Source organism: Archangium lipolyticum (assembly GCF_024623785.1).
In the GTDB taxonomy this organism is placed as follows: domain Bacteria; phylum Myxococcota; class Myxococcia; order Myxococcales; family Myxococcaceae; genus Archangium; species Archangium lipolyticum.
Genome location: NZ_JANKBZ010000001.1, coordinates 836,316 through 860,296, shown reverse-complemented (window position 1 = coordinate 860,296; position 23,981 = coordinate 836,316). Strand labels below are relative to the sequence as shown.

Genomic DNA, 23,981 nt, shown 5'->3' with positions numbered 1-23,981 from the left:
GAACATACCGTCGCGCGACGTCGCGATCTTCTCACGGACGAGAAGACGAGGAGATCCCCGTCCATTCCGCGGGGCGCGAGTGTCAAGCTCCCTCAATCAGGGTTGGAGCAGGCAAGAGGTTGAGCGCTCCTCAGTCACTACGGGGGCCCGGTGCCTCGGCGCCGCCGGAGCGACGGGGCTACAACCCGAGCGGCTGCCTCAGCTCGCTTAGCGGCACGATCAGGAGCGCGCGAGAGACAAAGGAGCCGATCCAGAGCTCGTCACCGACGACGATGGCGCTCGTGCCCGCACTGAAGGTCTCGTTCGCGTTTCGCTCGAAGAGCGTGGTCGCCTGGAAGGTGGCCGGATCGATGCGGGCCACTTCCGTCCCAATGCCGCACTTCAGTACGAATCCACACAGGCCAACGACGGCGAGGGAATTCGGGTGCCCTGTCGCGAGGATGGAGCCGTCGGGCGCGAACCGGATGTTGTCCGGATGGAAGCCAAGGTCGACGGACCGGGGGGGCGTGCCGGCTCCACCGAGGGGGACCTCGTGCACCCTGCTGTTGTTGTACTCGTTCACGTACAGGCGCGTGCCGTCCGGCGACACCAGGATGCCGTTGTCTCCCTGGAAGCGGGTACCCGGAACTTCGCTCCAACCGCCGCCAGGCACCCACCGCAACACCGCACCTTGTGACGCGGACGGAAGGTGCGGAATGGTGACGACGATGCCGCCGTCCGGGAGGGGTGCGACGGAGTTGGCTTCATGCTCCGCGGGCAGCATGACGCAGCCGGTCCAGGTCAGCTCTGGCCCCTTGGCGGAAACCCGGACGTCGAACACCTCGATCGACTCGCGACCGCCGTGGTTGACCGCGTAGAGCGTGTGCTCGCCATTGGCGCGGGCACGGAGCGCAATCCCGTGCGCGGAGAAGAGCTTCGGATCAGGTGCACCGGGACAGTCGGAGTAGGTCGGTGCGACCGGGCGCGCGAGATCGGGTGTGATGGCGCGGAAAGCTTCGTCGCCAATCCGGACGGCATGAAAGCCGCCCCCGGCCCAGTCATCGTTGCCCATGTTGCCGGTTACGACCCAGTCACTGTCCCCGAGGCGCATCAGGTCCTCTGGCTTGTTGAGCCCACACACGGCGTGAACGCCGCTTGTGAGCTCGCACTCCCTGCCTACACCTCTCCCGGCGGGCCAGAGCCTCCAGTAGAGAGCGAACGCGGCAGTGAACACCAGAAGAGCGAGGAGGCTGCGTGCGGCGATGCGCACGCCCCTCCTGGTGAAGAAGCGGCGGGGGGCGGCGGGTGCCCGTGTCGCATCCCCGTCAGGTGTCGGCATGTCTCTCACCCGGATCTCCTTCTGTCATGCCAACAAGGAGCAGCAGGGGTCCGCTGCACCACCCCAGATGCATGCACGGCGTTTGCGTCTTGGCAGGGGAGCTTGTCAGACCCGCCGTCCCAGAAAAAGAATGTTCCGCTCAGCTGAAGGTCGTGACCAGGTTCAGCGGGCCGGCGGGGACACCCACATCGCGGCCCGCGGGGTCATCCGAGGGAGTCTGCCAGGCGTTGGCCTCCGTCACGGTGTGGCCCGTGGCCTCGTTCGTGATGGACATCCTGCCATTGTGGCCCGCGGGGCTGATCTGGCTGGTGTCGTAGCCGCTCCAGCCCGTGGCGCCGTTCGCGAACGTCGCCTCGCCCCAGGTCTGACCGGAGTTCGCGCCCGGATTCGCCGTGCCGTCCTTCGATGCGCACCACGCCACACTGCTGTTGCTGTCGAATGCCACGATCCGCGACTCGCCGGGCTGCAGCGTGAACGTCTTCGGCGTGCTCTTGTCGAAGTTCTGTCCGTCGTTCGGGTTGCCGTTCTGGCCCGTCTTGTTCCAGAGGGTGATGGTCTGCGGCTGGTTCGTGTTGTTGGTGAACGTGTTCGTGTATTTGTACTGGCTCTTCTGGCTCGGCTCGATGAGCCGCATGTTGCTGTTGTAGGGCGAGCCGACGTTGTTCTTGGCCAGCCACGGCTCGCTCGGATTCACCGGGTCGGTGGCCCCAGCGGATGGCGCGCCGAACCCGGGACCCGCGTCGGAGCCAGGACCCAGGGGCTGGGTGTCGGCCGCTCCGCCCACCGAGACGCCATCCACTCCGGACCCGAGGTCCACCTGTCCCTCCAGTCCCTTCAGCAGCTGCATGAGATCGCCAAGCGCCTGCGACACCTGATTCGAGGACATCTCGAAGAGACCCGAGACCGCGCCCGGCTTGCCCGGGCCCTGCTCGAAGGAGTCAGTCATGAGTTTCTGCCGCAGGTCATTCCCAGGCCGCGACGCCGGGGTGCTCTCCACCCGCTGGGCTGGCGAGGACACAGGCTCGATGTGGGGGGCGATGACGGGACGGTGGCAGACGGAGGGGATGGACATGGCGTGGCTGCTTTCGGGCGTGGGGCGTGTGGAACACGCCAGGGCCGCGATTGCGCGGTATGCGAGGGCCAGGAGCAGGACGCATGCCAACCCTTGCCCCCACTGCACGCGCAGGCCCGGGCACTCCTCCTCCCGGAGAATCAGTCACTTGGGACGAGCACGCCTGTCCCCCGCATCGCACGGCATGGTGACGGCATTCACCACCTGGTGATCGGAGTCACCAGGCTACTCCGGCCTGACTTCCAGGATGCCGGTGACCTCGAACCAGGACGGCTCGGGGAACGGATTCTCCTCGATTCGCATCCCCAGCCGGCGCATCACTTCGATCGAGGCGGTATTGCCACGCTGGGTCATCGCCAGGAGACGGCCCAGCTTCAGGTTGGCGAAGCCATGCTCCACCAGCGCGCGAGCGGCTTCCGTCGCGTATCCCCGCCGCTGCAGATGCGGTGTCGTTGCCCAGAAGAGCCCTACCTCCGCGGAGAAACGCGAGCCTTCCACTCCACCCAACGAGGGCAGTTGGCCAAAGGGCGCCAACAACGGCACCAGTCCCACCAGACCCACGAAGCGGCCGCTCTCCTTGAGCACGACCGCCCGGTCTCCATAGGGTGGCTGGTACAACAGCGCCAATTGCTCGTAGTTGCGAACGGTCCACTCCAACCATTCGCGACGCCGCTTCAGGTTCTCCTCTTCGCTCACCGCCTTGTCCGCCCAGTCGATGTCGACGTAGAGCCGATGGCACTCGTCCAGGTCATCCATCCGCAACGGGCGGATCAGCAGCCTCTTCGTTTCCAACGTGGGAAGATGCATGTCGTCTCGGGAGCTCGGGACAGTTGCTCTGGCAGGGCTTGATCCCGGACCGGCAGTATCGGATACCGCTGCCAGTCCTCGAGAAAAAACAGCGCTGAGGGAGGAAACCGCATGCCGACCGCCATTCAAGAAGTGCCCCTGAAGACCATCACGGGCGATGACGCCAGACTTGGCGATTACGCCGGCAAGGTCCTGCTGGTGGTCAATGTGGCCTCCAAGTGCGGACTGACGCCGCAGTATGAAGCCCTGGAGAAGCTCTACGCCGAACGCCGCGACAAGGGCCTGGTGGTGCTGGGCTTCCCGGCCAACGATTTCGCCGGCCAGGAGCCGGGGACGAACGAGGAGATCCAGCAGTTCTGCCGGTCCACCTTCGGGGTGGACTTTCCGATGTTCTCGAAGATCACGGTGACCGGACCGGACATCCATCCGCTGTACCGCGAGCTCACCCAGAGGTTCCCCAAGGCGGCCTCGCGGCCTGGTGAGAACTTCCGCGAGCGGCTGCGGGGCTATGGCATGACGCCGAACCCCGAGCCCGGTGTGCTCTGGAACTTCGAGAAGTTCCTGATCGGCAAGAACGGCGAGGTGGTCGCGCGCTTCGCGCCGGACGTGTCGCCGGACGATCCCATGGTGCTCTCCGCCATCGACAAGGCGCTCGCCGCCTGAGTCACCTCCTGCGGATCTCAGCCCGCGGCTCCGGGCTCGAAGCGCGCGAGGAAGACCTTGAACTGGAGCGAGAGGAAGATCGGACGCGGCGCCACCAGTCCGGTCCGGGCGAACATCGCGAACAGGGCGGCATCGGACTCGATGGGCCGTATCTCCGCGAAGCGCTGGCGTCGACGCTCCAGCTCGTCCGGGGAGATTCCATACGCCCGCCACCGCCGTAGCTCCACGTTCGTCAGCTCGGGGTCCTTGCCGACGCGGCAGCCCAGGACGAGGGGCGCTCCGGGCTTGAGCCGCCGGGTCACCTCGCGCAGCAGCTCGAGGCGGGCCTCCTCGCCCTCCACATGGTGCAGGACCCCCATCATCTGCGCGCCGTCGAACGGGGGGCCGGGGGGCAGGGTGTGCAGCTCGCCCACGTGCAGGTGCGTGCGCGAGAGCATCCCCTCGGCCTCCAGGCGCTTGCGGGCGACGGCGAGCATGGCGTCGGAGGGATCCACGCCCGTGAAGCGCCAGCCCGGCACGTCGAAGCGGGTGTAGGGCATCAACTCCGCGCCCGTGCCCAGTCCCACGTAGAGCAGCGACGCCGTGTCCTGGCCGTCGAGCTGGGCGGTCAGCGCGCTGACGCCGAGCTCGTACATCGCCTGGGTGCCGGCGAGGGTGACGGACGCTTGGGTGTCGTAGTGGACGGCGCGGTCGGCGCCAAAGCCCGGCACGATGTGGTGGACGGAGGGGGCGTGGTGTTCGTGAGTCATGACGTGTCCTCGGGAGGCCCGCGGGAGGCGGGCGATTGGATTGGAGGATGCGTCCGGACCCCGATGAAGGGGAGAGCGGGGATTCAGGCTGGATCGGCGGAAATTCCGGTCCCGCCGATCCGCGCAAGCCCAAGAAAGAGGGGAGGTTGGTATAGAAACACCCATGAGCACGCCCAACACGCCCATCCTGCCCCCCGCGAAGTTGCCTGGTCCCAACGACCCCTGCTGGTGCGGGAGCGGGACCAAGTACAAGAAGTGCCACCGGGGAGAGGACAGCCAGGCACGCGCTCCCGTGCCCGCCTCCCGGCGTGTGAAGCCGGGCGTGGTGAGCCCCCGCCGTCCGGTGCCTCCCCACATCCCGCGGCCCGACTACTCGGAGACAGGCCGTCCCGGCCCCGGGGTGAAGGGAGATCCCTCGACCCGGCTGGAGCGGATGCGGCGGGCCTGCCGCGCCGCCGCCGAGGTCCTGCGGGTGACGGGGGCCGCCTTGCGCCCGGGCGTCACGACGGACGCGATCGACGCCCTCGCGCACGAGGAATACATCCGCCGCGGTGGCTACCCCAGCACGCTGAACTACCACGGGTTCCCGAAGTCCCTCTGCACCTCGGTCAACGAGGTCATCCTCCACGGCATCCCGGACAGCAGGCCCCTGGAGGATGGGGACATCGTCAACCTCGACATCACCATCTATCTCGAGGGGATGCACGGCGACTGCTCGGCGACCTTCCCCGTGGGGAAGATCGACGCGGCCTCCGAGCAGCTGCTCCGGGTGACCCGCGAGTGCATGATGTTGGGCATCGAGGCGATACGTCCGGGCCTGCCCATCAACGTCATCGGCCGGGCCATCGAGGCTCACGCCAACCGCTACGGCTACGGCGTGGTGCGCTCCTACTGCGGGCACGGCATCGGCGAGGTGTTCCACCTCGAGCCGCAGGTCTGCCATTACTTCGATCCCCACGCGACGGACATCATCGAGGAGGGCATGTTCTTCACCGTCGAGCCCATGCTCACGATGGGCTCCATCCAGCACCAGGACTGGGATGACGACTGGACGGTGGTCACCGCGGATGGCAGGCGCTCGGCGCAGTTCGAGCACACCATCCACGTGACGCGCGATGGCGCGGACATCCTCACCCGTCTGGAGGAGTAGCTTCCCTGCTCACTCGATCCGGCACGCCTCCTCGAAGTCCAGGCGGGGGCCCCGCGGGCGCACACTGGCCGGGTCCCCGTAGCCGAGGTTGAGCAGGAAGTTGCTCTTCCAGGAGGTGCCCGCGAAGAAGGCCGCGTCCACCCTGGCGTTGTCGAAGCCCCCCATGGGGCCGCAGTCCAGCCCGAGTGCGCGGGCGGCGAGGATGAGGTAGGCGCCCTGGAGGGAGCTGTTCATGAAGGCCTGCTTCTCGCGGGCCTCGGGCGGCATCTTCTCGAAGACCGACTTCATGTCCTTCGCGGGGAAGAGCCGGGGCAACTGCTCGTGGAAGCGGGTGTCGTAGGCGACGATGACCGTCACGGGGGCCGTCATCGTCTTCTCCACGTTGCCAGCGGACAGGGCGGGCTTGAGCCGCTCCTTGGCTTCGGGGCTCTTCACGAAGACCAGGCGCGCGGGGTTGGAGTTGGCCGAGGTGGGCGGCAGCCGGGCCAGCGACCAGAGCTGACGCAACAGCGAGTCCTCCACGGGGCGCGCCGTCCAGCTGTAGGAGGTGCGTGCCTCGAGGAAGAGCGTGTCGAGAATGTCGGCGTCCAGGGGGGTGTTGCGTGGGTGCATGCCGCCGTGGGTACCGGAGCGGCGTGCCCCACGCAAGCCCGCGCATCCTGTCAGGACCTGACGCGCCTGGGCTCGATGATGGCGGAAGCGAAGCGCTCCATCTCCTCGAGCTGGGGGCTCATCTGGAGCAGCAGCAGGTCCACCCCAGCGGCCTCGAACTCGGCGATCCGCTCGCGCACGCGCGCGGGCGTGCCCACCAGCCCTGGCCGCAGGCCCCGGTTGGACACCGAGTACTCCTTGATCTTCAGCTCCCGCTCCAGCTGCGTGCCGGACAGCCACTGCTCGAAGTTCGCGAAACCCGGGGCCTGCGGATCGAGCGTGGTGATGCGCTCGACCTCGGCGTCGGCTTCCTCCTGGCTGTCGCGCACGATGGCGTAGGCGGCCATGCCAAAGCGCATGGGGGGCAGGCCCTCCCGCTCGCGGCGCGCGCGCATGTCGGCGATCTTCGCGGAGATCACCTCCGGTTCGTCACCGTGCATGACGTAGGCGTCGCACTGGCGGGCGATCATCTGCTTGGCGGCCTCGGATTCCCCACCCGCGTAGACGGTGGGGCGGGGCGAGGCCAGGGGCTTGGGCTCGCAGATGGCATCCGTGAGCCGGTAGCGCTGCCCCTCGAAGCTGAACGGGGTGTGGGACCACAGGCCGTCCACCACGCGCAGCCACTCGGTGGTCCGCGCGTAGCGGTCATCGTGCTGATCGAACTGCAAGCCGTACTGCCGGGCTTCATCCGCCCACCAGGAGGACACCACGTTGAGCGCCAGCCGGCCTCCGGAGATGCGGTCGATGTTGGCGGCCTGCTTGGCGAACAGGGCGGGATGGTGGAAGTTGGGGCGCACCGCGACCATCAGCTCGAGCTTGCGCGTGACGGCGGCGAGCGCCGCGGCGGTGGACCAGGCGTCCATGGCCGGCTCGCGCACGCCCTTGATGTCGTTGAGGTGGAGCTCGGCGAGGAGCGTCAGGTCGTAGCCGATCTCCTCGGCCCGGCGGCACAACCGGCTCATGTACTCCCAGCTCGCCTCCATCTGCTCATCGCGCACGTTGCGCAGCCAGCCGCCGAAGACAGGGGCCCAGAAGCCGTACCTCATGCCGCCTCCCCACGCCGCCGGGCGCCGATGACCTCGAGGAGATAGTCCGCCAGCTGCTCGTGCGGATCCCACCCCAGCACCTCGAGCGGCCTGGCCACGAAGTTGGACAACCCGTTGATGTCGTAGAAGCGGCGCGTGCCGTCGCGGTCGTCGATCATGAACTCGATGCCGCACAGCTCCATGTTCGCCGCGCGCGAGATGGTCTCCACGGCGCGGATGGTGTCGGCGTCCAGCGTGGTCTGCTCGATGGTGATCCTGGGCTTGCCCACCATGCACGCATCGGCGGGGCACAGATCGAACGAGCCGCCGTCGGTGGTCAGGGAGATGGCGTAGAGGAAGCGTCCAGCCAGGGTCTCCGCGCGCACGATGCGGCTGCCGCGGGTGGGGATGTACTCCTGGACGAGCGTGACGCTGTCGATGCTGGTGGGCGTGGTGCCGTCGGCAACGGCCTGGACGAGCTGCTCCATGCTGTCGTAGCGCACGACGCCGGCGCCCGAGCCGCCGATGTTGACCTTGACCACGATGGGAAAGCGCAGACCCTGGGCTGCACGGGGCAGGTCGGCCCGGCGATGCACCACGCGCGTGGCCGGGGTCGCGTAGCCCAGTGAGTTGATGAGCGACAGCTGGCGGGCCTTGGACGTGTCCACCGCGAGGGCCGGGTTGCCATTGATGATGCGGGCGCCGCACTGCTCCCAATGCGAGTACAGGGACTGGGCGTAGAAGATGCCGTGCTCATCCTGGCGCAGGAAGGAGCTCATCGCCACGCGGCTGAAGATGACCGGCGCGGGCGGCGTGCGGTCCTCCAGGTTGAAGAAGTGCTCGTCGAGGCGCAGCGGTACGTAGGAGATGCCGCGCCGCTCGAGGGTGGCGAACAGGGGTTTGAACCACTCGGGGTGCTCGTAGAAGACGGCGAGCTGGGGCTGCGTGCTCATGGGGGGATTACCTGCGACGAGGGGGCGGAGCCATCTTGCGGCGGTTTGCTATCGCGGACGCGCGTCCGCTATAACGGAATCGTCGTTCATTGGCAACGCATTCGGACGACAAGGCGGCGGCCCCGCGGTTCCGCGCGCCATGAGGGGAGCCGGGTTGCCGCCCGCTCCGGCTCGTGCGAGGACCCGACTCGAGCTGGGAGGTATCGGGCATGGGATCGTCGTCGCATCACAAGGGCAGGGAGGATGCTCCGGCCACGCCTCGGGTGGAGCTTGGGGGCAGGGGAGTGGGCTTCATCGTCAAGGACGGTCTGCGCTTCAAGGACCTGAACGGGAATGGTCAGGTCGACCCCTACGAGGACTGGCGGCGGACTCCCGAGGAGCGGGCAAGAGACCTCATCGGCCGGATGACGCTGCGGGAAAAAGCGGGCGTCATGATGCACGGAACGGCTCCCACCCTGACGACGGAAGGAGTCACCCGTTATGACAGGGCGCTTGCCACCCGCATGATCGCCGAGCAGGGCGTCAACAGCTTCATCACGCGGTTGGATGGCGATGCACGGTTCCTCGCCGAGGAGAACAATGCGTTGCAGGAAATCGCGGAAGCGACACGCCTGGGCATTCCGGCCACCCTCAGCACGGATCCTCGCAATCATTTTCAATTCACATTGGGCGCTAGTGTCGCCGCGGGGAGCTTCTCCCAGTGGCCAGAGGCGCTGGGGTTGGCGGCCATCGGTGACGAGGCCCTGATCAGGCGCTTCGGGGACATCGCACGGCAGGAGTACCGTGCGGTCGGTATCCAGGAAGCGCTCTCTCCACAAGCCGATCTCGCCACCGAGCCGCGCTGGTCGCGCATCCATGGCACCTTCGGTGAGGACGCCGAGCTCGCCAGGAAGCTCGTGCAGGCCTACATCGAGGGTTTCCAGAACGGTGGGAATGGGATTGGCGAGAACAGCGTGGTGGCCGTCGTGAAGCATTGGGTGGGCTACGGCGCCGCGAAGGATGGCTTCGACAGCCACAATGCCTACGGGAAATACGCGGTGTTCCCGGGCAACAACTTCGAGTACCACGTCAGGCCTTTCGAGGGTGCGTTCGCCGCGAAGACCGGAGGGGTGATGCCCACCTACTCCATCCTCGAGGGAGTCACCTTGAACGGCCGGCCCCTGGAGCAGGTTGGCGCGGGCTTCAACACGCAGCTCCTGACGGACATGTTGCGAGGCCAGTATGGTTTCGAGGGAGTCATCCTCTCGGACTGGGCCATCACCAACGACTGTGACGAAGCGTGTCTGAACGGCGCGCCTCCCGGGCAGACTCCCTCCTTCGTGGGGTTTGGAACTCCCTGGGGCGTGGAGACACTGTCCAAGGTGGATCGCTTCGCCAAGGCCGTGAACGCGGGATTGGACCAATTCGGTGGCGTCGATGAATCCGAGGCGCTCGTGGCCGCGGTCAACGCCGGCAAGGTGACAGAGGCTCGCCTGGACGAGTCGGTGTATCGGATCCTGCTGCAGAAGTTCCAACAAGGTCTGTTCGAGAACCCGTACGTCGACGTGGAGCGAGCGGGCGAGGTGGTGGGAAACGCCACCTTCCAGGACGAGGCGACGGAGGCCCAGCGGCGCTCACTCGTCCTACTGGAGAACAAGGACAAGATCCTTCCCCTGGGTGCCAACATCCGGAAGGTCTACCTCCATGGTATCGATGGCGCGGTCGCCGCCAGGTATGGGTTGACGGTCGTCCGTACCCCCGAGGAAGCGGACGTCGCGATCCTGCGGACGGTGGCTCCGTTCGAGACGCTTCATCCCCAGTACGTGTTCGGGCTCCGGCAGCACGAAGGAAACCTCGCCTTCGAGGATGGCAACGCCGACTATGAGGCCATCAAGAGCGTGAGCGCCAGGGTGCCGACCATCGTCACGGTCTACCTGGATCGCCCGGCGATCCTGACGAACGTGAAGGACAAGGTCGGCGCCCTCCTCGGCAACTTCGGCGTGAGCGATTCCGCGCTGTTCGACGTCTTGACGGGCAAGGCCGCGCCACGAGGCAAGCTGCCCTTCGAACTGCCCTCCTCGATGGCGGAAGTGGAGGCACAACGGTCGGACATGCCGCACGACACGGCCCATCCGCTGTACCCCCTGTTCTTCGGGCTGAGCTACCAGCTGGTCCAACACGGTGTGTTGGAAGGGATGCGTCAAGACCGGGCGTAGCGCGCCGCGGCGACGGCGCCGCCGTCGACGAGGAGGTCGCTGCCGGTGATGAACGACGCCTGGGGGCTGAGCAGGAACTCGACGGCGCTGGCGATGTCGTCCGGAGTTCCGATGCGCCCCGCGCCGGACGCTTGAATCATGCCGCGAATGGCCTCTCCGTGGGGGCCCTGCAACTCCGCCTGCCCCATCGGGGTGGAGATGATGCCCGGGCTGATGCTGACCACCCGGCCGCCCCGCCGCCCCCACGGAATCGACGCCGCCTGGACGCGCAACTGGTTCGCGCGCTTCGCCACGCTGTAGGCGGCGCTGGAATCGAGGTTCTTGGGGTCGAGCATGGGGAGCCCCGCGAGCTCGCTCGTGGGGGTGGTGGCGAGGGCGCGTTCGGCCTCGGGGGGGAGGGGGACCATCGCGCCGGCCATCGAGGCGATGCACACCGCGACACTGCCGCGCGTCACCAAGGGGAGGAAGGCGTCGAGGACGTAGGCGGTGCCGAGGACGTCCACCCGCACGACCCGTTCGGGGCTGGCCTGCACGGGAGAGACGCCGGCGGTGTGCACGACGGCGCGGAGCGAGCCGAGGGCACCTGCGTGCTGGGCGAGCCGTTCGACGGACTGTTGGTCGGAGACGTCGACGCGGAGGGCGTCGACGGTGTGGCCTTCGCCGCGGAGGGTGTCGGCGACGCGGTCGAGGAGGTCCTGGGCGTAGTCGGCGAGGACGAGCTGGCGGCCGGAGCCGAGGCGGCGGGCGGTGGCGAGGCCCATGCCACCGAGGCCGGTGATGACGATGATGTCCTTGTGTGGTGCGGTCATGGTGCGGGTCTCCCTTGGCGTGATTGCACTCGTACTTGCTGAAACAGCGTCCGGGGACGGGTGCTTCATCCCTCAGCCCGCCTTCGCGTGCTCCGCGACGCCGTGCGCCGGGAACAGGGCTCGGCGGAGCGCGGCCGTGTAGACCCCGCGGAACTCGCGCGCCACCCCGCTGTCGCGGGTGATGAGATCGAAGCCGTGGAAGGCGCCGGGCACCCTGAAGAGCTCGCATGGCACGCCGGAGGCCTCCAGGCGCCTGGCGTACGCGATATCCTCGTCGAGGAAGAGGTCGCAGGTGCCCACGCCCAACCAGGCCGGAGGCAGTCCCGAGAGGTCCTCTCGCCGCGCGGGCACCGCATGCGCCGGCACCTTCGCGCCACCCGGCTCGCATCCCAGGTAGGACCTCCAGCCGAACACGTTGCTGCCCTGGTTCCAGACGCGCAGGCGCGTGCCGTCGATGTCCGTGCGCGTCGCCGTGCGATCGTCCAGCATCGGGTAGACGAGCAGCTGGAAGGCGGGCCGAACCTCCCCGCGGTCGTGCGCCAGCTGGGCCAGCGCCGCCGTGAGCCCTCCGCCAGCGCTCGCCCCGCCGATGGCGATGCGCTCGGGGAGGACACCGAGCGTCCCCGCCTGGGCGAAGAGCCACCGCAGCGCCGCGTAGCAGTCCTCCAGCGGTGCCGGGAAGGGGTGCTCGGGTGCCAGCCGGTAGTCCACGGAGGTGACGTGGATGCCCAGCTCGCGCGCGAAGCCGACGCACAGAAAATCGTCCTGCTCCGGCCGGCCCATGATGTATCCGCCCCCGTGAATCCACAGGAGCGCCGGCGTCGGTCCCTGGACCGTCCGGGACCGATAGGTCCGCACGCGCACCGGTGGCGCCCCCGCGGGCCCGGGCACCCGCACGTCCTCCACGGCCACATCCTCGGGGACGCGGGGTGTTGATTGGAGGCGGGTGAGGAACTGCATCACGGCGAGCAGCGGCCGGGTCATCGTGAAGTTCGGGATGAGGCGCGCGGCGCGTTGCAGGTCAGGGTGAAACGGATTCTCGGCTCGCTTCATGTCTCTGCTCCCATGCGGTGGTGGATCTCAGGCCGAGCCTTCGTCGACGATCGCCTGGGTCGCGGTCTCCAGCCAGCGGCGGGTGGAGGCCAGGCGCGCCCCGGTGAGCGGCTGGATGGGCAGCAGCTTCCAACTGGTGAGGAAGCCGCTCCAAAGGATGTTGAGCCGCACCGCTCGCCCCTCGCCGTCCGGGGGTCCCAGCCACCTGGCCAACGGTGCGATCACCTTCGTCTGGAGGAACTCGACGCTCGCCGCGTGCGCCACGGGGTCGGCCGCCGAGAGGATCATCATCGCCAGCGGGCCCGATGCGTCCTGCGTGTCGAAGAGGGCCGCCACCATGTCCACCCCGAAGCAGTGCCGCCGGTCTTCACGCAGTATCGGGGTGATGTCGATCACCCGCTCCAACGTCGCCCGGAACAGCCCCTCCTTCGAGCCGAAGTAGCGGCCAACGAGCGCGGAATTCACCCCGGCGAGCTCCGCCACCTCTCGCACGCCGGTGTTGGTGAAGCCTCGTGTCGAGAACAGCGTCTGCGCGGCGTTGAGGATCGCGGTGCGCGTGCGCTCGGCATCGCGCTGGCGCGTCGTTTTCTTGGGCTCGGTCGGGCCGGACATGTACACGGCTGTTTACTTACGGCGATGGCTGGGTTATGTCCAGGAAGTACACAACGGTGTACATGCGCCGCAGGCGGCACGCTTGGAGGAACCCCATGATCGATCCCAATACCCTGTCCCTGCCCGACAACGCTCCTCTGTTCACCCGCCTGCGCGTGGCGCTCCAGTGCTTGCAGGTGCTCAAGCAGGACCCGGGAAATCCCATCTGTGGCCCGCTGCTCAACACCTGCCTGGATCTCAACGTCTACGAGTCGCTCGCCCAGCAGCTCCAGCGCAGCGAGGAGGGGCGCCGCCTGCTGTCCGAGCGTCCCTCCTTGCAGGGCAAGGCACTGGATCTGACAGCGCTCGAGCGCCTGCCCGAGGGCTCGCTCGGCCATGAGTTCGCGCGCTACTTCCGCGACAACAAGATCTCGCCCTTCGAGACGACGTTCGAGATCAAGAACCACATCGACTTCATCGGCAAGCGCTACCGCGAGACGCATGACCTGTTGCACGTGCTGACGGGCTACGCCACGGATGTGGTGGGAGAGATGGAACTGCAGGCGTACGTCCTGGGCAACCTGGGTATCCACACCGCGAAGCTCATCCTGCTGTTCGGCACGTTCGGACAAATCAAGGAGCGGCAGCCCGGCGTCGGGCTGTCCGAGTACATGCGGCGGCTGCGGGCCGCGTACCTCCGTGGCCGCGCGTCCTCGCAGTTCCTCGGCTTCTGGTTCGAGCACCACTGGGAGACCCCCGTGGCCACGCTGAGCGCGCGGCTGTGTGCCCCCGCGGAGCGGATGAACTGACGGGGTGCTCGGAGCAGCTCGCCGTCGGGTCGAAAGAGGCAGATTTCTTCAGTGATTCTGGCGGTTTGCGATGAGACCGAAAGGGCCCACCCATTCGTGAGCAGGAGGCCCCCGGCTCGGCACGCCCGGCGGTTGGGGCACCAGCTCCGCGACATCCCTGCTATAGTCTGAAAACCAACAGACTGTCGCTGACGCAAGCTCCAATCCCCCAGATCACACCCCCATGGCGGAAATCTCCTTCTTGGTCGTGGACGACTTCTGCCCCGACGTCGATAGCAAGCGGCGCGAGGCGCTTGGTGCCCAGTACCGGAACCTGAACTCGACCGGGCTGTACTCCGACTTCAGGGCCACGACGGCCGAGATCGATCAGATCTCCAGGTTGCTGGGGGTACCCCTCGTCCCCGCGGCTCCAGAAGGGACGGGGCGCTTCGCTCTTAGAGCCGCCAACGAGCAGCACTCGATGGACATCCATGTCGACCACTGCGACTGGGGGGGCATCCTCTACTTGAATCCCCCGGAGCAGTGCGAGGGGGGGACCTGCTTCTGGCGGCACAATGAAACCGGGTTGGAGAAGTGGCCGACCCGTGAGGAAGTCCTCGATATCTACTGGCTTCTCGAAGGCAAGACCGTCTGGGAGTACTTCGTGGGCCAGGAAGGGATGCACCGTGATCGGTGGACGCAGTCCTTCTTCCTCCCGATGAAGTACAACAGGCTGGTGCTGTTCCGGGGCCAGTTCTTTCATTCCCAGGCGAATACGTTCGGCGAGCACAACGAGAACGCGCGTCTCACACAGATCTTCTTCTTCAACGAAGCCCAGCGGAAATGAGGGTTTCGAGAATCGTCGTTCATCAAGGGGTGTCCTTCACTTCGGGCACGGACCTCATGCATGCATGGTTGTCGGCTTCGGAGGCCGAAGTCGAAGCCGTGACCGCGCAATGGCACCGGCTCATCGTGGAGCCCAACCTGGGAGAGCCATTGACGCTCGAACCGGAGGGGGACGGCATCACCCATGTGTATGCGGGCGTATTCCCGTTCTTTTCGCCGGCCCTGCTCTCCAGGGTGCTCTCGCTGAACCCCGATGACACCGAGCGCGTGCAGCGCAGACTGCTGCCCATCGCGCACGACAGCTACGTCTACAACGTGGGGTACGGGCTGTATCGCCGCCTCGCGGATTTCCGGCGCTGGGTCTCACTGCCCGTGATGCTCGGCCGCTTCCAGTCCCTCTATCTGGGGATCGGGCGTCATTGCCGGCTGATCACCATGAACCAGGATCAGAGTGTCTCGGGCATCCTGACGCTGGCGGGAACGAACAAGGCTTTTGGGCGGGATCTGCTCAAGACGGCGGGAATTCCCGTGGCTCCCGGCTTCCTGTCCTTGAACAAGGAGGATCTCCTCGAGCGGGCGGAGGCTCTTGGGTATCCGGTGGCGTTGAAGGCCGTCACCGGGGGGAACTCCGAGTCCGTCATCCTGGGGATCCAGAATCCGGCCGATCTGGCGGTCGCGGCGGAACAATTCTTCCGTTCCGACTTCCTGCTGGTCGAACGGATGTTGGAGGGAGTGGAGCTCCGGCTCCACTTCATCGGGGGCAAGCTGTTTCGCGTGTTTCGAGCCGACCCTCGAGTGATCACAGGGGATGGCGTGAGCACGGTCGACGAATTGCTCCAGCGAGATCAACCCGAGCTTCACCGGCGGGCAAACCGGCTGCTGATTCAGCAGCAGCGCCTGCTGCAACAGCTCTGGGGATATGGCATCCGGTCCATGGCGGATCTCTCGCGTGTGATTCCGGAGCCCGGGGCCCGGCTGCGCGTTTCGGCCGCCGCGGGTGAGCAGATGGAAAAGGCTCCGCTGGAATCGCTGCATCCCGCGGATCGTGAAGCCTTGGAGCGGTTGTTGGAGCGGTTCGGGGAGCCGAGCGCGGGGATCGATGTGATCCTGCGTGAGGTGGGTGCTCCTCTCTCCGAGGGTGGCGCTGTCTTGGAGATCAATTCTCCGTGTGGAATGACCTACCTTCGGGGTGACCAGCCCGCCGCGGCGGACCATGAGCTGGTGGGATTCGTGGAGAAGGTCCCTGGATTCATCGAGCAGGACGGCAAGGTGCCGGTCTGGCTGGCGATGACCGAGGAGGCTGACCGGGGCGCCTTCGCACGAGCCGAGCTCGAGAGTGCTTTTCTCCAACGGTGGCCGGAGGGAAGAATCGGAACGCTGTCCTCGGCCGGCTGGCTTCCCCTCCTGACGGATCAGCGTGCCGAGGCGTTTCTCATCTGGCTCACGGAGGACGGCGTACGTGAGCACGGAATGCCGAGCCACCTCGAGCCCAGGCTGCTCTTCGCGGGTGACGAGGCGCTCTTCTCCAGACGGTATCCCATCGTGAGCAGCACGACCCTCAACGCCGAAGGGACATTGCAACCCGTTTCGTCTCCGCTGGATATCCAGTGAGGAGTGTAGAACATGCAATTCTTCGAGAAGCTGGGACAACGGATTGACGAGGCGTGGGCTGGTGCCAGCCATGATGAGCATGCCCTTCCCGAGATAGCCGAACAGTTCCTGCGGGCCGCGCAATGCCACGAACACGTGGACGTCGACCAGGTGGCCAGTTGGCTGATGTCGGCGGCGAGCCTTCCACCCCAAGGCGATCTCTCCTCCGCGTTCGGGGAGCCCACGCTCGTCGTCTTCAATAACGGGCGGTTGCTCATCCAGCTCCTGCACTGGGTCGTGGGCACGACCTCGATCCATGAGCACGGATTCTTCGGGGCCTTCTCCGTCCTCGAGGGCTCGAGCGTCCACGCGCGTTACCAGTTCACGCCCACCCACACCATCAACCCGCATTTCCTCGTGGGTACGCACGCCCTACAACAAGTGGAGTTGCTGCGCCGCGGCGACATCAGGAGAATCACGGGGAGGGGGTTGATCCATTCGCTGTTCCACCTCGACTTCCCCTCCATCTCGATCGTGGTGCGCACGGTGGGCTCCGGCTCCGAAGGGCCACAGCTCGATCACCATCGGCCCTCCATCGCGGTGTACCCATTCGTTCGCGATCCGCTGATGGTCCGCCGGCTCCAGTATCTGAAATTCCTGGCCAGGACCCGGCCCGCCGAACACCAGCGGTGGACCCGCGACCTCCTCGAGGGCGCCGGGCTACATGAGACCTTCCTCGTGCTGCAGCAACTCGCGGAGATCGCCCCCGAGCGCCCCTTCTGGGACGAGATGCTCTCCCTGGCGAGCCGGCGGCATGGCGAGGTGACCTCGACTTTTGGCGCCGTTTTCGCGCAGCAGCGGCGCGACCGCGCCATCGTCAGTCTGCGGAGCAGCATCACCGATGCGAGTCATCGCTTCTTCCTCGCGCTGCTCCTCGTCCTTCCCGAGCGAAGCGCGATCTTCGAGATGATCCGTCAACGGTTTCCCGATGCCGACCCGCGCCAGAAGGCCGCGGAGTGGGTCTCCGAGCTGGGAGAGAGCCTGATGATGGGCGTCGAGTTCGACGAGCTGAATGGGGAAATCGTTCGTCTGATGATCCTGGGGATGGACGACAAGATGGTTCTTGGCGCTCTCGGCGAGACGTTCTCCCCGGAGGACATCGACAGCCAACGCCAGGAATTGCTGAAGCATTTCGCTCAATTGCGAGCTCATCCGATTCTGGCGCCCCTCCTCCAGGAGCGTTGAGAGTCCTCCAACAAGCGAGAAACGATCGATGGACCTCGTCCTGAATCCGAATCTGCGCATCACGCCGATCGACGAGCAGGGGCCCGCCTACGCCATTTCAGCGCCAGTCAGGGGTCGTGGCCTGCGAGGGGATGTCATCTCGCGGGCGCATCATGGCGAGCTGTTCGAGGTGCTCGAACGCCTGCTGGGCCGGACCGGTGAGAAGCATGTCGAGCTCACCGACGAGCACGAGCGGGCGCTTCGACGGCTTGGCATCTTCGTTCCTCCACGAGAGGTGTCGCGGAGTGTCCAACTGATGCACCTTCCCAAGCGTGGGCCCGCCCGTGCGCCTCGCCGGGCCGCTCCCGCGGGCGCTCTCCAATTGAACCCGGCGGCCCGGTTCGGAGGGCGCGAGGAAGTTCTCGACTCCGAACAGGACCCCGAGCTCGGGAAGCGGCTCTCCTCCGAGCATTCGCTGGCCTGGGTTCCGGAACGCAGGACGGGGGTGCTGGTCCCGGTGCATCTGGACGCACGCCACCGCGAGCTCCTCGGCCGGTTGTCCGGTTCTCCCGAGGCTCGTCAGGGCCGGTATCCGCCCGCGCTGGTCGCGGAGCTCGAGGCGGCAGGTCTTCTGCTGCCCCGGTCCGATTCACGGGAGTTGCCCACCGGCCCCAGCCCGGACGAGCGCCGGTCCTTTCGCGAGCACGGGTATGCCATCGTCGAAGGTCTCTTCTCCCGCTCCTTCTGCTTCGCGCTCTCCACGTACTTCCGGGAGTTGCGCGCCCAGGGGTTCCTCAAGGCGGGTGACGGTCAAGTGCCGTTGCGGCACGTCCTCCATGGAGAGACCGTGACCTCGTTCCTGCACCGTCAGCTCCCGCCTTTCGTGGCCGCCCTGGTGGGATGCCCGGTGAAGCCCTCGTACTGCTACATCGCGGAGTACATGCCAGGCGCGGTGCTCAAGCGGCATGTGGACCGCCCTCAGTGCGAGTTCACGATCTCCCTCCTGGTGGACTTCCTTCCCCGGCCCGAGGGGAAGTGCTCCTGGCCGCTCTGGCTCTCCCCCACCGGGGAGGATCGCCTCGGGGTGCGGCTCGCGATCGGGGATGCGGTCATCTACAAGGGACGGGAGATCGCCCACTGGCGCAATGCCCTCGCTCCTGGGAAACGCTCGATCTCCATCTTCTTCCACTTCGTTCCCGGGTCGTTCACCGAGGCCCTGACATGAGGGTTCGATCGCTGGGGTGGGTGGGTCTGGCGCTGCTGCTGGCTTCCTGCTCGATTCTCCGGCCACCCGGTGAAATCCCCCAGGAGGGCACGGCCGAGCGGAGCCTGCGCGCGCGGATCTACCTCGCCAAGGGGGACGCGGCGGTTGAATCGCGGCAATGGGGCCTGGCGGCGGGTTACTTCGCGGCCGCCCGCATGCAGACGGACTCGCCGGCGGCGCAGTGGGGGCAGGCCTGGGCGAGGAGCCGTGCCTCCACCCGGTTGTGGACGAAGACATTCGAGGGCTCCGTTCTCACCGCCACGTTCTCCCCGGATGGCCGGGTGCTTGCTTCGGCGGGAATTGATTCCATCGTCCACCTCTGGGATGTGAGCAGCGGTGAGCTGCTGGCGAAGCTCGAGGGCCATTCAGCCGAGGTCCACGCCGTCGCCTTTTCCCCGGACGGCCGGCTGCTGGCCTCCGCGGGCCGGCCGGGAGAGATTCGGGTCTGGGACCTGTCTCGAGGCAGGCAGGTGGCCTTGCTCCAAGGCCATTCGGATGTGGTGCGCGGCCTGGCTTTCTCTCCTGGCGGGAAGATGTTGGCCTCCTGCGGCGTGGACAAGACGGTCCGGGTCTGGGACGTCGGCGCCGGGGTCGAGCAGATGCGGTTCGAGCACGACGAGTACGCGATCTCCGTTGCCTTCGCCGCAGATGAAAGGCTCCTGCTCTCGACGAGCATGGACCGGACTGCCCGGGTCTGGAACCTGGGGACGCGCACGGAGCTCCACCGCCTCATCGCACATGAAGAGAAGGTGGAGTCGGGTGCCTTCTCCGCTGATGGGCAGCGGATCATGACCGCGGCTGCCGACCGCACGGTCCGCTTCTGGAGCACCCGGTCCGGACAGCTCCTCGATGTCCTGCGAATCCAGAGTGGCGTCTCGGCCACCGCCATCGATCCCCAGTTCCGGCTCCTCGTCCAGGCGGGGTGGGATGGGCGCATCCAGCTCTTCGATGCCCGCAGTGGAGATCTCCTCGAGCGGCTGGATGCACATCGCTCGTTCGCGATGACGGTCGCTTTGTCTCCAGACGGCCGCACCTTCGCTTCTGGCGGACGGGATGGCTCGTTGCACGTCTGGTCCCGGCCCGGGACTCCCGCTGAAATGATCCTTCGGGGACACGAGGTCTGGGTGGAAGCCTTGGTGTTTTCCGGTGACCAGCAGCTCGTCTCGGGTGGGGAGGATGGATTCCGCCTGTGGAGCCTCCCAGAAGGGAACACCCAGGAACCACGTTCGTTCGGAACGGGGATTTCATCCCTCGCGGTGAGCCCGGATCGCAAGCTCATCGCGGTGGGCGGACTGGATGGGACGGTGCGAGTCCTGGATGCAGGCTCTGGCCAGCAGTTGCTCGCCCTGTCCGGCGTGACCGGGTCCGTTCGGGCCCTGGCCATTGCTCCGGATGGCAAGTCCCTCGCGGCAGGCGGAGATCGCGACATCCTCCTCTGGTCGCTGCCCTCTGGCTCCGTCCTCGGTCAGCTCAGCGGTCACACGGGAAAGATCTGGTCCCTGGCCTTCGAGCCAGCGGGGAATCGCCTCGCCTCTGGTGGCGCGGACAACACCGTGCGGCTCTGGGAGTTGAATCGCCGTCAGCAGCTTCTCCAGCTCGACACGGGGGGGCTGGTCCGAGCGGTCGCCTTTACCCCCTCTGACAACCACCTGGTGACAGCGGGCATCAACCAACCCATTCGTGTCTGGGATGCCACGGATGGCCGCAGGGTGAAGGCGCTGGATGAGGGGGCTGTCGGCGCTCTGTCCCTTGGTATGTCACAGGATGGGAGGTTCATGGCCTCGGGCGGAATGGACCTGCTGGTGAAGGTCTGGAGCCTTCCCTCCGGTGCGCTGATGGGTAGGATCGCTGGCCATCAGGGAATGCCGACCGCCGTATCATTCTCGCCCGGTGGGTCGGCCCTGGCCTCGGCGGGGGCGGACAAGACGATCCGCCTGATCAAGGTCGACGACCTCGCTCATCCACCGCCAATAGAGACGGGACTCGCCGAGGCGCTGCTTCGCTATGGGCTCACCTGGAACGAGGAGCAGTTTCTCATCCAGAACCGCTGAGGGGAGGGGAGGACGGCAGGCTCGAATCAAGCCTGCCGCTCCCCGGGCTTCCGGGCGAGCGCGGAACCGTAGTACCTGGTCAGGAAGTCGTAGATGCACGCTTCCCGGGCCTGCACGTCTCGCGTCAGCAGCCGGTTGAGCTGCATGTGAACGCAACTGCCCGCCAGTCCGCGGATGCTCCAGCCCTGTGTGGCGGCCTCTCGCCGGGCTGATTCCACGTGAGGGCGAAGCCGCTGGGAGCGCGTGTTCAGGTGCTCCAGGATGGCCATGTCGAACCGTCCGCCCGCGTCCTCGGATTCGAGCACCTGCTGCACGGTGGTGCGAAGTTGGCGGTACCGCTGGGAGAGCACCTCCCGGGCCAGCTCATGGCTCATCCGGGACAGGGCTTCGTCCTTCAGTCCCTTCGCGAGCTCCCATCGCTCCTCCAGGTCGAATCCCAGATCCACGAGGAGCGCGTGCGTTGCGCGAAGGGCGGCCCACCATCTCTGGGAGTTCTCGCCGCCATCCTCGCTCAATGCGCACGTGGCAATCGCGAACTCGCTGTCGCGATGGAAGAGCTTCTCCGCCCAGGCCATCCCCTCCGGGCCACCGTAACGTTCGAGTTCTTGCTCGTACGTGTCGTATTGGAGCTTCCAGAGCTGACCCGATGCCTGCATGCTTCTGGCTGCTTCGTCGAGGAGCGGGAGCAGCTCCGAGCGGATTCGCGAAGGACTCCCGTGGAAACGGACGCGAAGATGCCATTCGGGGTCCGCGTAACGGATGAAGAACCACTGGTCGATGACCCCGGAATCCCGGCCCCGCGCGATCATGGGAGCCAGGTGGCTCAGCACTGGATCCAACAACATCGGCGCGGTGTAGAGCTTGATGTAGAGCCAGTCCGAACCAGGGAGATGCGACCGGGACGCCGTCCATGATGGGCCCGGCTGTACCGGAGCCCGTTGCCGGGGCGGAGTGGCGGCCGCGGTCATGAAGGGGACGTACAGCTCATGATTGAAGTGGCGCCCCTCGCCGTCCCTGACGCTCAGCTCCTCGGGACCGGGGAATACTTCCGTCAGGGTCGTGCTGGGTTCTTTGTTGATCGCCCGTAGCAGGATTTCGGAGGACAGGGGATTGTCCAGATCCATCAAGAGAGGGCCTTCGCTCTCCTCCAGATAGACGAATCTGGGGAGTCGGAGTGTGGTCCTCAGTCTTTCGATTTCCGAGGAGTTCCCAGCTCCATCGCCGGCTGCTCGGGCCAGGTCTTCCCGCCAGACCATCCACCGGGCGACGGAGAGAACCAGCCGCCCCGAGACGATTCGGGGAACGAAGCGGGCACGTCTCATCCTCCCGAGGCTGAATACCAGGGCGGGTGTCGAGTCCTGGTGTTGCAAGGTCGCGAGGAACCGATACACCGCCAGGTTCCAACCGAAATAATCGTGGGAATTGGAGAGCCTTGGAATCACTTCGCGTCCCAACCGGGCGGAGCGAAGGACGATCCGCTTTCCAACCACCGAGACCCTGAGATCCGAAGCGGGAATCTGGTGCTCGGGAGGGACGCTCGGTTGGCCAAGAAAGACGATTTCCCTCTCGTGGAGTGCTTCCCTCGCGACGATGTCTCCGACCGCGCCTCCCGGAAGGTGCACGATCTCGGCATGGACCGCACCGGCGGACGCGAGCTCCTCGCGGGACAGTGCGTCTCGGAGCTCTTCTTTCAGCTCTGGGAAGAGGTGGGCGGCTCGTGAGAGAAGCCGCACCCCTGCGTTGACATGATCCAACCGGATCCGGAAGTGTCCTGCCGCGAGCTCCTCCTCGGAACGGGCAGCCACGGTGGCGACGACGGTCATCAGGGAAGGAAGTGGGGGAGGAGCGGACGACGGAATGGCTCGAACCTCCGTATCCGTGAGCTCCAGCTCGGTCAGGCCTTGCCGCAGGGCGTCGGTGATCCTGCCGAGCCAGTAATCTTCCCGTGCCTCCGAGGCTCGATGCCATTCCGAGGTTCGATCCTCTCTTGGGGTGCCCACGAGGTCATCCGGTCCACCCATGGGATCGAAGGTGATGCCGAACTCCGGATCGAGCGCCTCGAGCAGTGAGACCTCGCGCGCTCCGAATCGCTGAACAAAGGCATTTCGAAAGTGCTCCAGAGGCATCGGGAGCGGAAAGGCACCGATGCGATGGAGGAGGGTGATTCCCCTCTTCAACTCCTCGACCACCTCGGTGCCAAGCCGTACCTGACTGCCCGGCTTCAACAGATCGACCTGGACGAGACGGCGTGGGTCTACTGGTACGGGGAGTGGTTCGAGCAGGCTCATCACCCTGCCATGGCCCTCGGATTCGCGACTCACGCCAACCCGGTCCATTTCAGTCAGCGCCTCCCTGACCGAATGAAGCCGCCGGGCCAGGGTCTTCCCCGAAGAGGTGCGAGCAAGGGACTCCGCCAGCCGCTCGAGCCCATTCAGCGCCGTCAGGGGTGGTGCCAGGGTGGGCACGAGGAACTGGAGCGCGACCAGCTCTCGGACGAACTCCAGGGCCTCCGATGGAGCCACTTCTTCTCCCGCGATGGCTTCCGCTACCTCCTGTCGTGTTGCCCCACTTCCGGCACGGAGGAGCGCCCGCTGGAGGTACTCATTTTCTTCCAGTGCCACCCATTCATACCGGCGCGAGCCATTGCTCGTCGTCGTCCTCACGTATCGAATGTAACCGGCGATGGTGTAGAGGCTGGTGTTTGGGAAGAGGAGGAGCTCTGGGGCGAGCTCGGAAGTCCTGGAGAGCGCATCCGCTAGCTGATGAAGGTATTCGTAGCTCAGGCGGCTCTGGCGGAGATAGGCACCGGGGGCTTCGAGCTCGAGCCTGGTTTCTCCGCCCACCTGGCCGAGAGTGTATCCACCCATCAGCCCGAGAGGCGTGGGCTTTCCAATCATTCGCGACACGTACTTCACCAGGGCCCGCTCCACCTTCAGTCCGTGGCCGCTGTCGGGTGCACTCCGCCAGACATCCAGGTCCCTGCTGAGTGCTGGCGAACCCAAGCGCAGGGCTTCTCGCACCATGGGAACAGACAACAGGTCGTCGAGCCGCTTGCGATACACGGGCTTGTGCGACGCCTCATCGACACCCTCTGCCCTGGCCGCGAGCTCCTCGAACCCGAGCAGTGGCGTCCGAACGACGAAGTGTCCCAGGGGAACGAGGATCTGCATGGGGGCGGACAA

Annotated in this window: 19 protein-coding genes; 8 read left to right on the top strand and 11 right to left on the bottom strand. The window is 66.4% G+C overall.

The genetic code is table 11. The annotated features are described in order from the left end of the window. Nucleotides 1-178: 178 nt before the first annotated feature. From NR810_RS52570 to NR810_RS03160, 3 genes are all read right to left on the bottom strand, one after another. Nucleotides 179-1,249, bottom strand: a complete 1,071-nt coding sequence (locus NR810_RS52570; RefSeq protein ID WP_257447501.1) for an SMP-30/gluconolactonase/LRE family protein — start codon at nt 1,247-1,249, stop codon at nt 179-181. A 208-nt stretch (nt 1,250-1,457) separates the two neighbouring features. Beyond that, the gene (locus tag NR810_RS03165; protein ID WP_257447498.1) at nt 1,458-2,390 is read right to left on the bottom strand and encodes a hypothetical protein; all 933 of its coding nucleotides are present in this window, start codon (nt 2,388-2,390) and stop codon (nt 1,458-1,460) included. Nucleotides 2,391-2,615: 225 nt separating this feature from the next. Then, entirely contained in the window at nt 2,616-3,197 is a 582-nt protein-coding gene (locus tag NR810_RS03160; RefSeq protein WP_257447496.1) for a GNAT family N-acetyltransferase, read from the bottom strand. 111 nt (nt 3,198-3,308) lie between these two features. Between NR810_RS03160 and NR810_RS03155 the strand changes: the two genes are divergently transcribed. After that, nucleotides 3,309-3,860 carry a glutathione peroxidase gene (locus NR810_RS03155; RefSeq protein ID WP_257447493.1) on the top strand — a complete coding sequence of 184 codons (552 nt, stop codon included), beginning with the start codon at nt 3,309-3,311 and terminating at the stop codon, nt 3,858-3,860. Nucleotides 3,861-3,877: 17 nt separating this feature from the next. On the opposite strand, the gene NR810_RS03150 is transcribed toward NR810_RS03155, so the two are convergent. Then, nucleotides 3,878-4,609 (bottom strand): class I SAM-dependent methyltransferase, encoded by a 732-nt coding sequence (locus NR810_RS03150; RefSeq protein ID WP_257447490.1) that lies wholly within the window; start codon nt 4,607-4,609, stop codon nt 3,878-3,880. A gap of 163 nt (nt 4,610-4,772) precedes the next feature. Here NR810_RS03150 and map point away from each other — a divergent pair, with 163 nt between their 5' ends. After that, nucleotides 4,773-5,759 carry a type I methionyl aminopeptidase gene (map, locus tag NR810_RS03145; protein WP_257447487.1) on the top strand — a complete coding sequence of 329 codons (987 nt, stop codon included), beginning with the start codon at nt 4,773-4,775 and terminating at the stop codon, nt 5,757-5,759. Nucleotides 5,760-5,768: 9 nt separating this feature from the next. Here map and NR810_RS03140 read toward each other — a convergent pair whose 3' ends face one another. Genes NR810_RS03140 through NR810_RS03130 form a run of 3 tightly spaced genes read right to left on the bottom strand, consistent with a single transcriptional unit; the run spans nt 5,769 to nt 8,388 of the window. Further along, entirely contained in the window at nt 5,769-6,371 is a 603-nt protein-coding gene (locus NR810_RS03140; RefSeq protein ID WP_257447773.1) for a malonic semialdehyde reductase, read from the bottom strand. Between the two features lie 50 nt (nt 6,372-6,421). Further along, a complete protein-coding gene (locus tag NR810_RS03135; RefSeq protein WP_257447484.1) occupies nt 6,422-7,456 on the bottom strand; it encodes an LLM class flavin-dependent oxidoreductase in 1,035 nt (344 codons plus the stop codon). Beyond that, nucleotides 7,453-8,388 (bottom strand): ATP-grasp domain-containing protein, encoded by a 936-nt coding sequence (locus tag NR810_RS03130; RefSeq protein ID WP_257447482.1) that lies wholly within the window; start codon nt 8,386-8,388, stop codon nt 7,453-7,455. The genes NR810_RS03135 and NR810_RS03130 overlap by 4 nt, the downstream gene beginning before the upstream one ends. Before the next feature lie 209 nt (nt 8,389-8,597). On the opposite strand from NR810_RS03130, the gene NR810_RS03125 reads away from it, so the two are divergent. Then, the gene (locus NR810_RS03125) at nt 8,598-10,583 is read left to right on the top strand and encodes a glycoside hydrolase family 3 protein (RefSeq protein ID WP_257447480.1); all 1,986 of its coding nucleotides are present in this window, start codon (nt 8,598-8,600) and stop codon (nt 10,581-10,583) included. Here NR810_RS03125 and NR810_RS03120 read toward each other — a convergent pair. The 3 genes from NR810_RS03120 to NR810_RS03110 form a co-directional block, all read right to left on the bottom strand. Beyond that, complete coding sequence (locus tag NR810_RS03120; protein ID WP_257447478.1) at nt 10,568-11,392, bottom strand: SDR family oxidoreductase; 825 nt, start codon at nt 11,390-11,392, stop codon at nt 10,568-10,570. The two genes, NR810_RS03125 and NR810_RS03120, sit on opposite strands and share 16 nt — an antisense overlap. A 72-nt stretch (nt 11,393-11,464) precedes the next feature. Next, the gene (locus NR810_RS03115) at nt 11,465-12,445 is read right to left on the bottom strand and encodes an alpha/beta hydrolase (protein ID WP_257447475.1); all 981 of its coding nucleotides are present in this window, start codon (nt 12,443-12,445) and stop codon (nt 11,465-11,467) included. Between the two features lie 27 nt (nt 12,446-12,472). After that, nucleotides 12,473-13,057, bottom strand: coding sequence for a TetR/AcrR family transcriptional regulator (locus NR810_RS03110; protein WP_257447472.1), 585 nt, complete (start codon nt 13,055-13,057; stop codon nt 12,473-12,475). Nucleotides 13,058-13,152: 95 nt separating this feature from the next. Here NR810_RS03110 and NR810_RS03105 point away from each other — a divergent pair, with 95 nt between their 5' ends. The 5 genes from NR810_RS03105 to NR810_RS03085 all read left to right on the top strand — a co-directional run bounded on the left by NR810_RS03105 (nt 13,153) and on the right by NR810_RS03085 (nt 20,799). Then, nucleotides 13,153-13,845 carry a ubiquinone biosynthesis protein COQ4 gene (locus tag NR810_RS03105; RefSeq protein WP_257447469.1) on the top strand — a complete coding sequence of 231 codons (693 nt, stop codon included), beginning with the start codon at nt 13,153-13,155 and terminating at the stop codon, nt 13,843-13,845. Nucleotides 13,846-14,068: 223 nt separating this feature from the next. Next, on the top strand, nt 14,069-14,671 hold the full coding sequence (locus tag NR810_RS03100; RefSeq protein WP_257447467.1) for a DUF6445 family protein: 603 nt from the start codon (nt 14,069-14,071) through the stop codon (nt 14,669-14,671). A gap of 1,622 nt (nt 14,672-16,293) precedes the next feature. Beyond that, nucleotides 16,294-17,505, top strand: coding sequence for a cupin domain-containing protein (locus NR810_RS03095; RefSeq protein ID WP_257447464.1), 1,212 nt, complete (start codon nt 16,294-16,296; stop codon nt 17,503-17,505). A 28-nt stretch (nt 17,506-17,533) separates the two neighbouring features. Next, nucleotides 17,534-18,709 (top strand): hypothetical protein, encoded by a 1,176-nt coding sequence (locus NR810_RS03090; protein WP_257447461.1) that lies wholly within the window; start codon nt 17,534-17,536, stop codon nt 18,707-18,709. Then, nucleotides 18,706-20,799, top strand: a complete 2,094-nt coding sequence (locus tag NR810_RS03085) for a WD40 repeat domain-containing protein (RefSeq protein WP_257447458.1) — start codon at nt 18,706-18,708, stop codon at nt 20,797-20,799. Before NR810_RS03090 ends, NR810_RS03085 begins: the two co-directional genes overlap by 4 nt. A 26-nt stretch (nt 20,800-20,825) precedes the next feature. Here the strand turns inward: NR810_RS03085 and NR810_RS03080 are convergent, their stop codons facing one another. Continuing rightward, the gene (locus tag NR810_RS03080) at nt 20,826-23,981 is read right to left on the bottom strand and encodes a lantibiotic dehydratase (protein ID WP_257447455.1); all 3,156 of its coding nucleotides are present in this window, start codon (nt 23,979-23,981) and stop codon (nt 20,826-20,828) included.

What these genes read in the sequence shown, in the direction of transcription:
- NR810_RS03160 (WP_257447496.1), bottom strand. Translation starts at nt 3,197, where the DNA reads ATGCATCTTCCCACGTTGGAAACGAAGAGGCTGCTGATCCGCCCGTTG.
- NR810_RS03155 (WP_257447493.1), top strand. Translation starts at nt 3,309, where the DNA reads ATGCCGACCGCCATTCAAGAAGTGCCCCTGAAGACCATCACGGGCGAT.
- NR810_RS03125 (WP_257447480.1), top strand. Translation starts at nt 8,598, where the DNA reads ATGGGATCGTCGTCGCATCACAAGGGCAGGGAGGATGCTCCGGCCACG.
- NR810_RS03120 (WP_257447478.1), bottom strand. Translation starts at nt 11,392, where the DNA reads ATGACCGCACCACACAAGGACATCATCGTCATCACCGGCCTCGGTGGC.
- NR810_RS03150 (WP_257447490.1), bottom strand. Translation starts at nt 4,609, where the DNA reads ATGACTCACGAACACCACGCCCCCTCCGTCCACCACATCGTGCCGGGC.
- NR810_RS03105 (WP_257447469.1), top strand. Translation starts at nt 13,153, where the DNA reads ATGATCGATCCCAATACCCTGTCCCTGCCCGACAACGCTCCTCTGTTC.
- NR810_RS03115 (WP_257447475.1), bottom strand. Translation starts at nt 12,445, where the DNA reads ATGAAGCGAGCCGAGAATCCGTTTCACCCTGACCTGCAACGCGCCGCG.
- NR810_RS03165 (WP_257447498.1), bottom strand. Translation starts at nt 2,390, where the DNA reads ATGTCCATCCCCTCCGTCTGCCACCGTCCCGTCATCGCCCCCCACATC.
- NR810_RS03135 (WP_257447484.1), bottom strand. Translation starts at nt 7,456, where the DNA reads ATGAGGTACGGCTTCTGGGCCCCTGTCTTCGGCGGCTGGCTGCGCAAC.
- NR810_RS03110 (WP_257447472.1), bottom strand. Translation starts at nt 13,057, where the DNA reads ATGTCCGGCCCGACCGAGCCCAAGAAAACGACGCGCCAGCGCGATGCC.
- NR810_RS03090 (WP_257447461.1), top strand. Translation starts at nt 17,534, where the DNA reads ATGGACCTCGTCCTGAATCCGAATCTGCGCATCACGCCGATCGACGAG.
- NR810_RS03085 (WP_257447458.1), top strand. Translation starts at nt 18,706, where the DNA reads ATGAGGGTTCGATCGCTGGGGTGGGTGGGTCTGGCGCTGCTGCTGGCT.
- NR810_RS03130 (WP_257447482.1), bottom strand. Translation starts at nt 8,388, where the DNA reads ATGAGCACGCAGCCCCAGCTCGCCGTCTTCTACGAGCACCCCGAGTGG.
- NR810_RS03140 (WP_257447773.1), bottom strand. Translation starts at nt 6,371, where the DNA reads ATGCACCCACGCAACACCCCCCTGGACGCCGACATTCTCGACACGCTC.
- NR810_RS03100 (WP_257447467.1), top strand. Translation starts at nt 14,069, where the DNA reads ATGGCGGAAATCTCCTTCTTGGTCGTGGACGACTTCTGCCCCGACGTC.
- map (WP_257447487.1), top strand. Translation starts at nt 4,773, where the DNA reads ATGAGCACGCCCAACACGCCCATCCTGCCCCCCGCGAAGTTGCCTGGT.
- NR810_RS03095 (WP_257447464.1), top strand. Translation starts at nt 16,294, where the DNA reads ATGCAATTCTTCGAGAAGCTGGGACAACGGATTGACGAGGCGTGGGCT.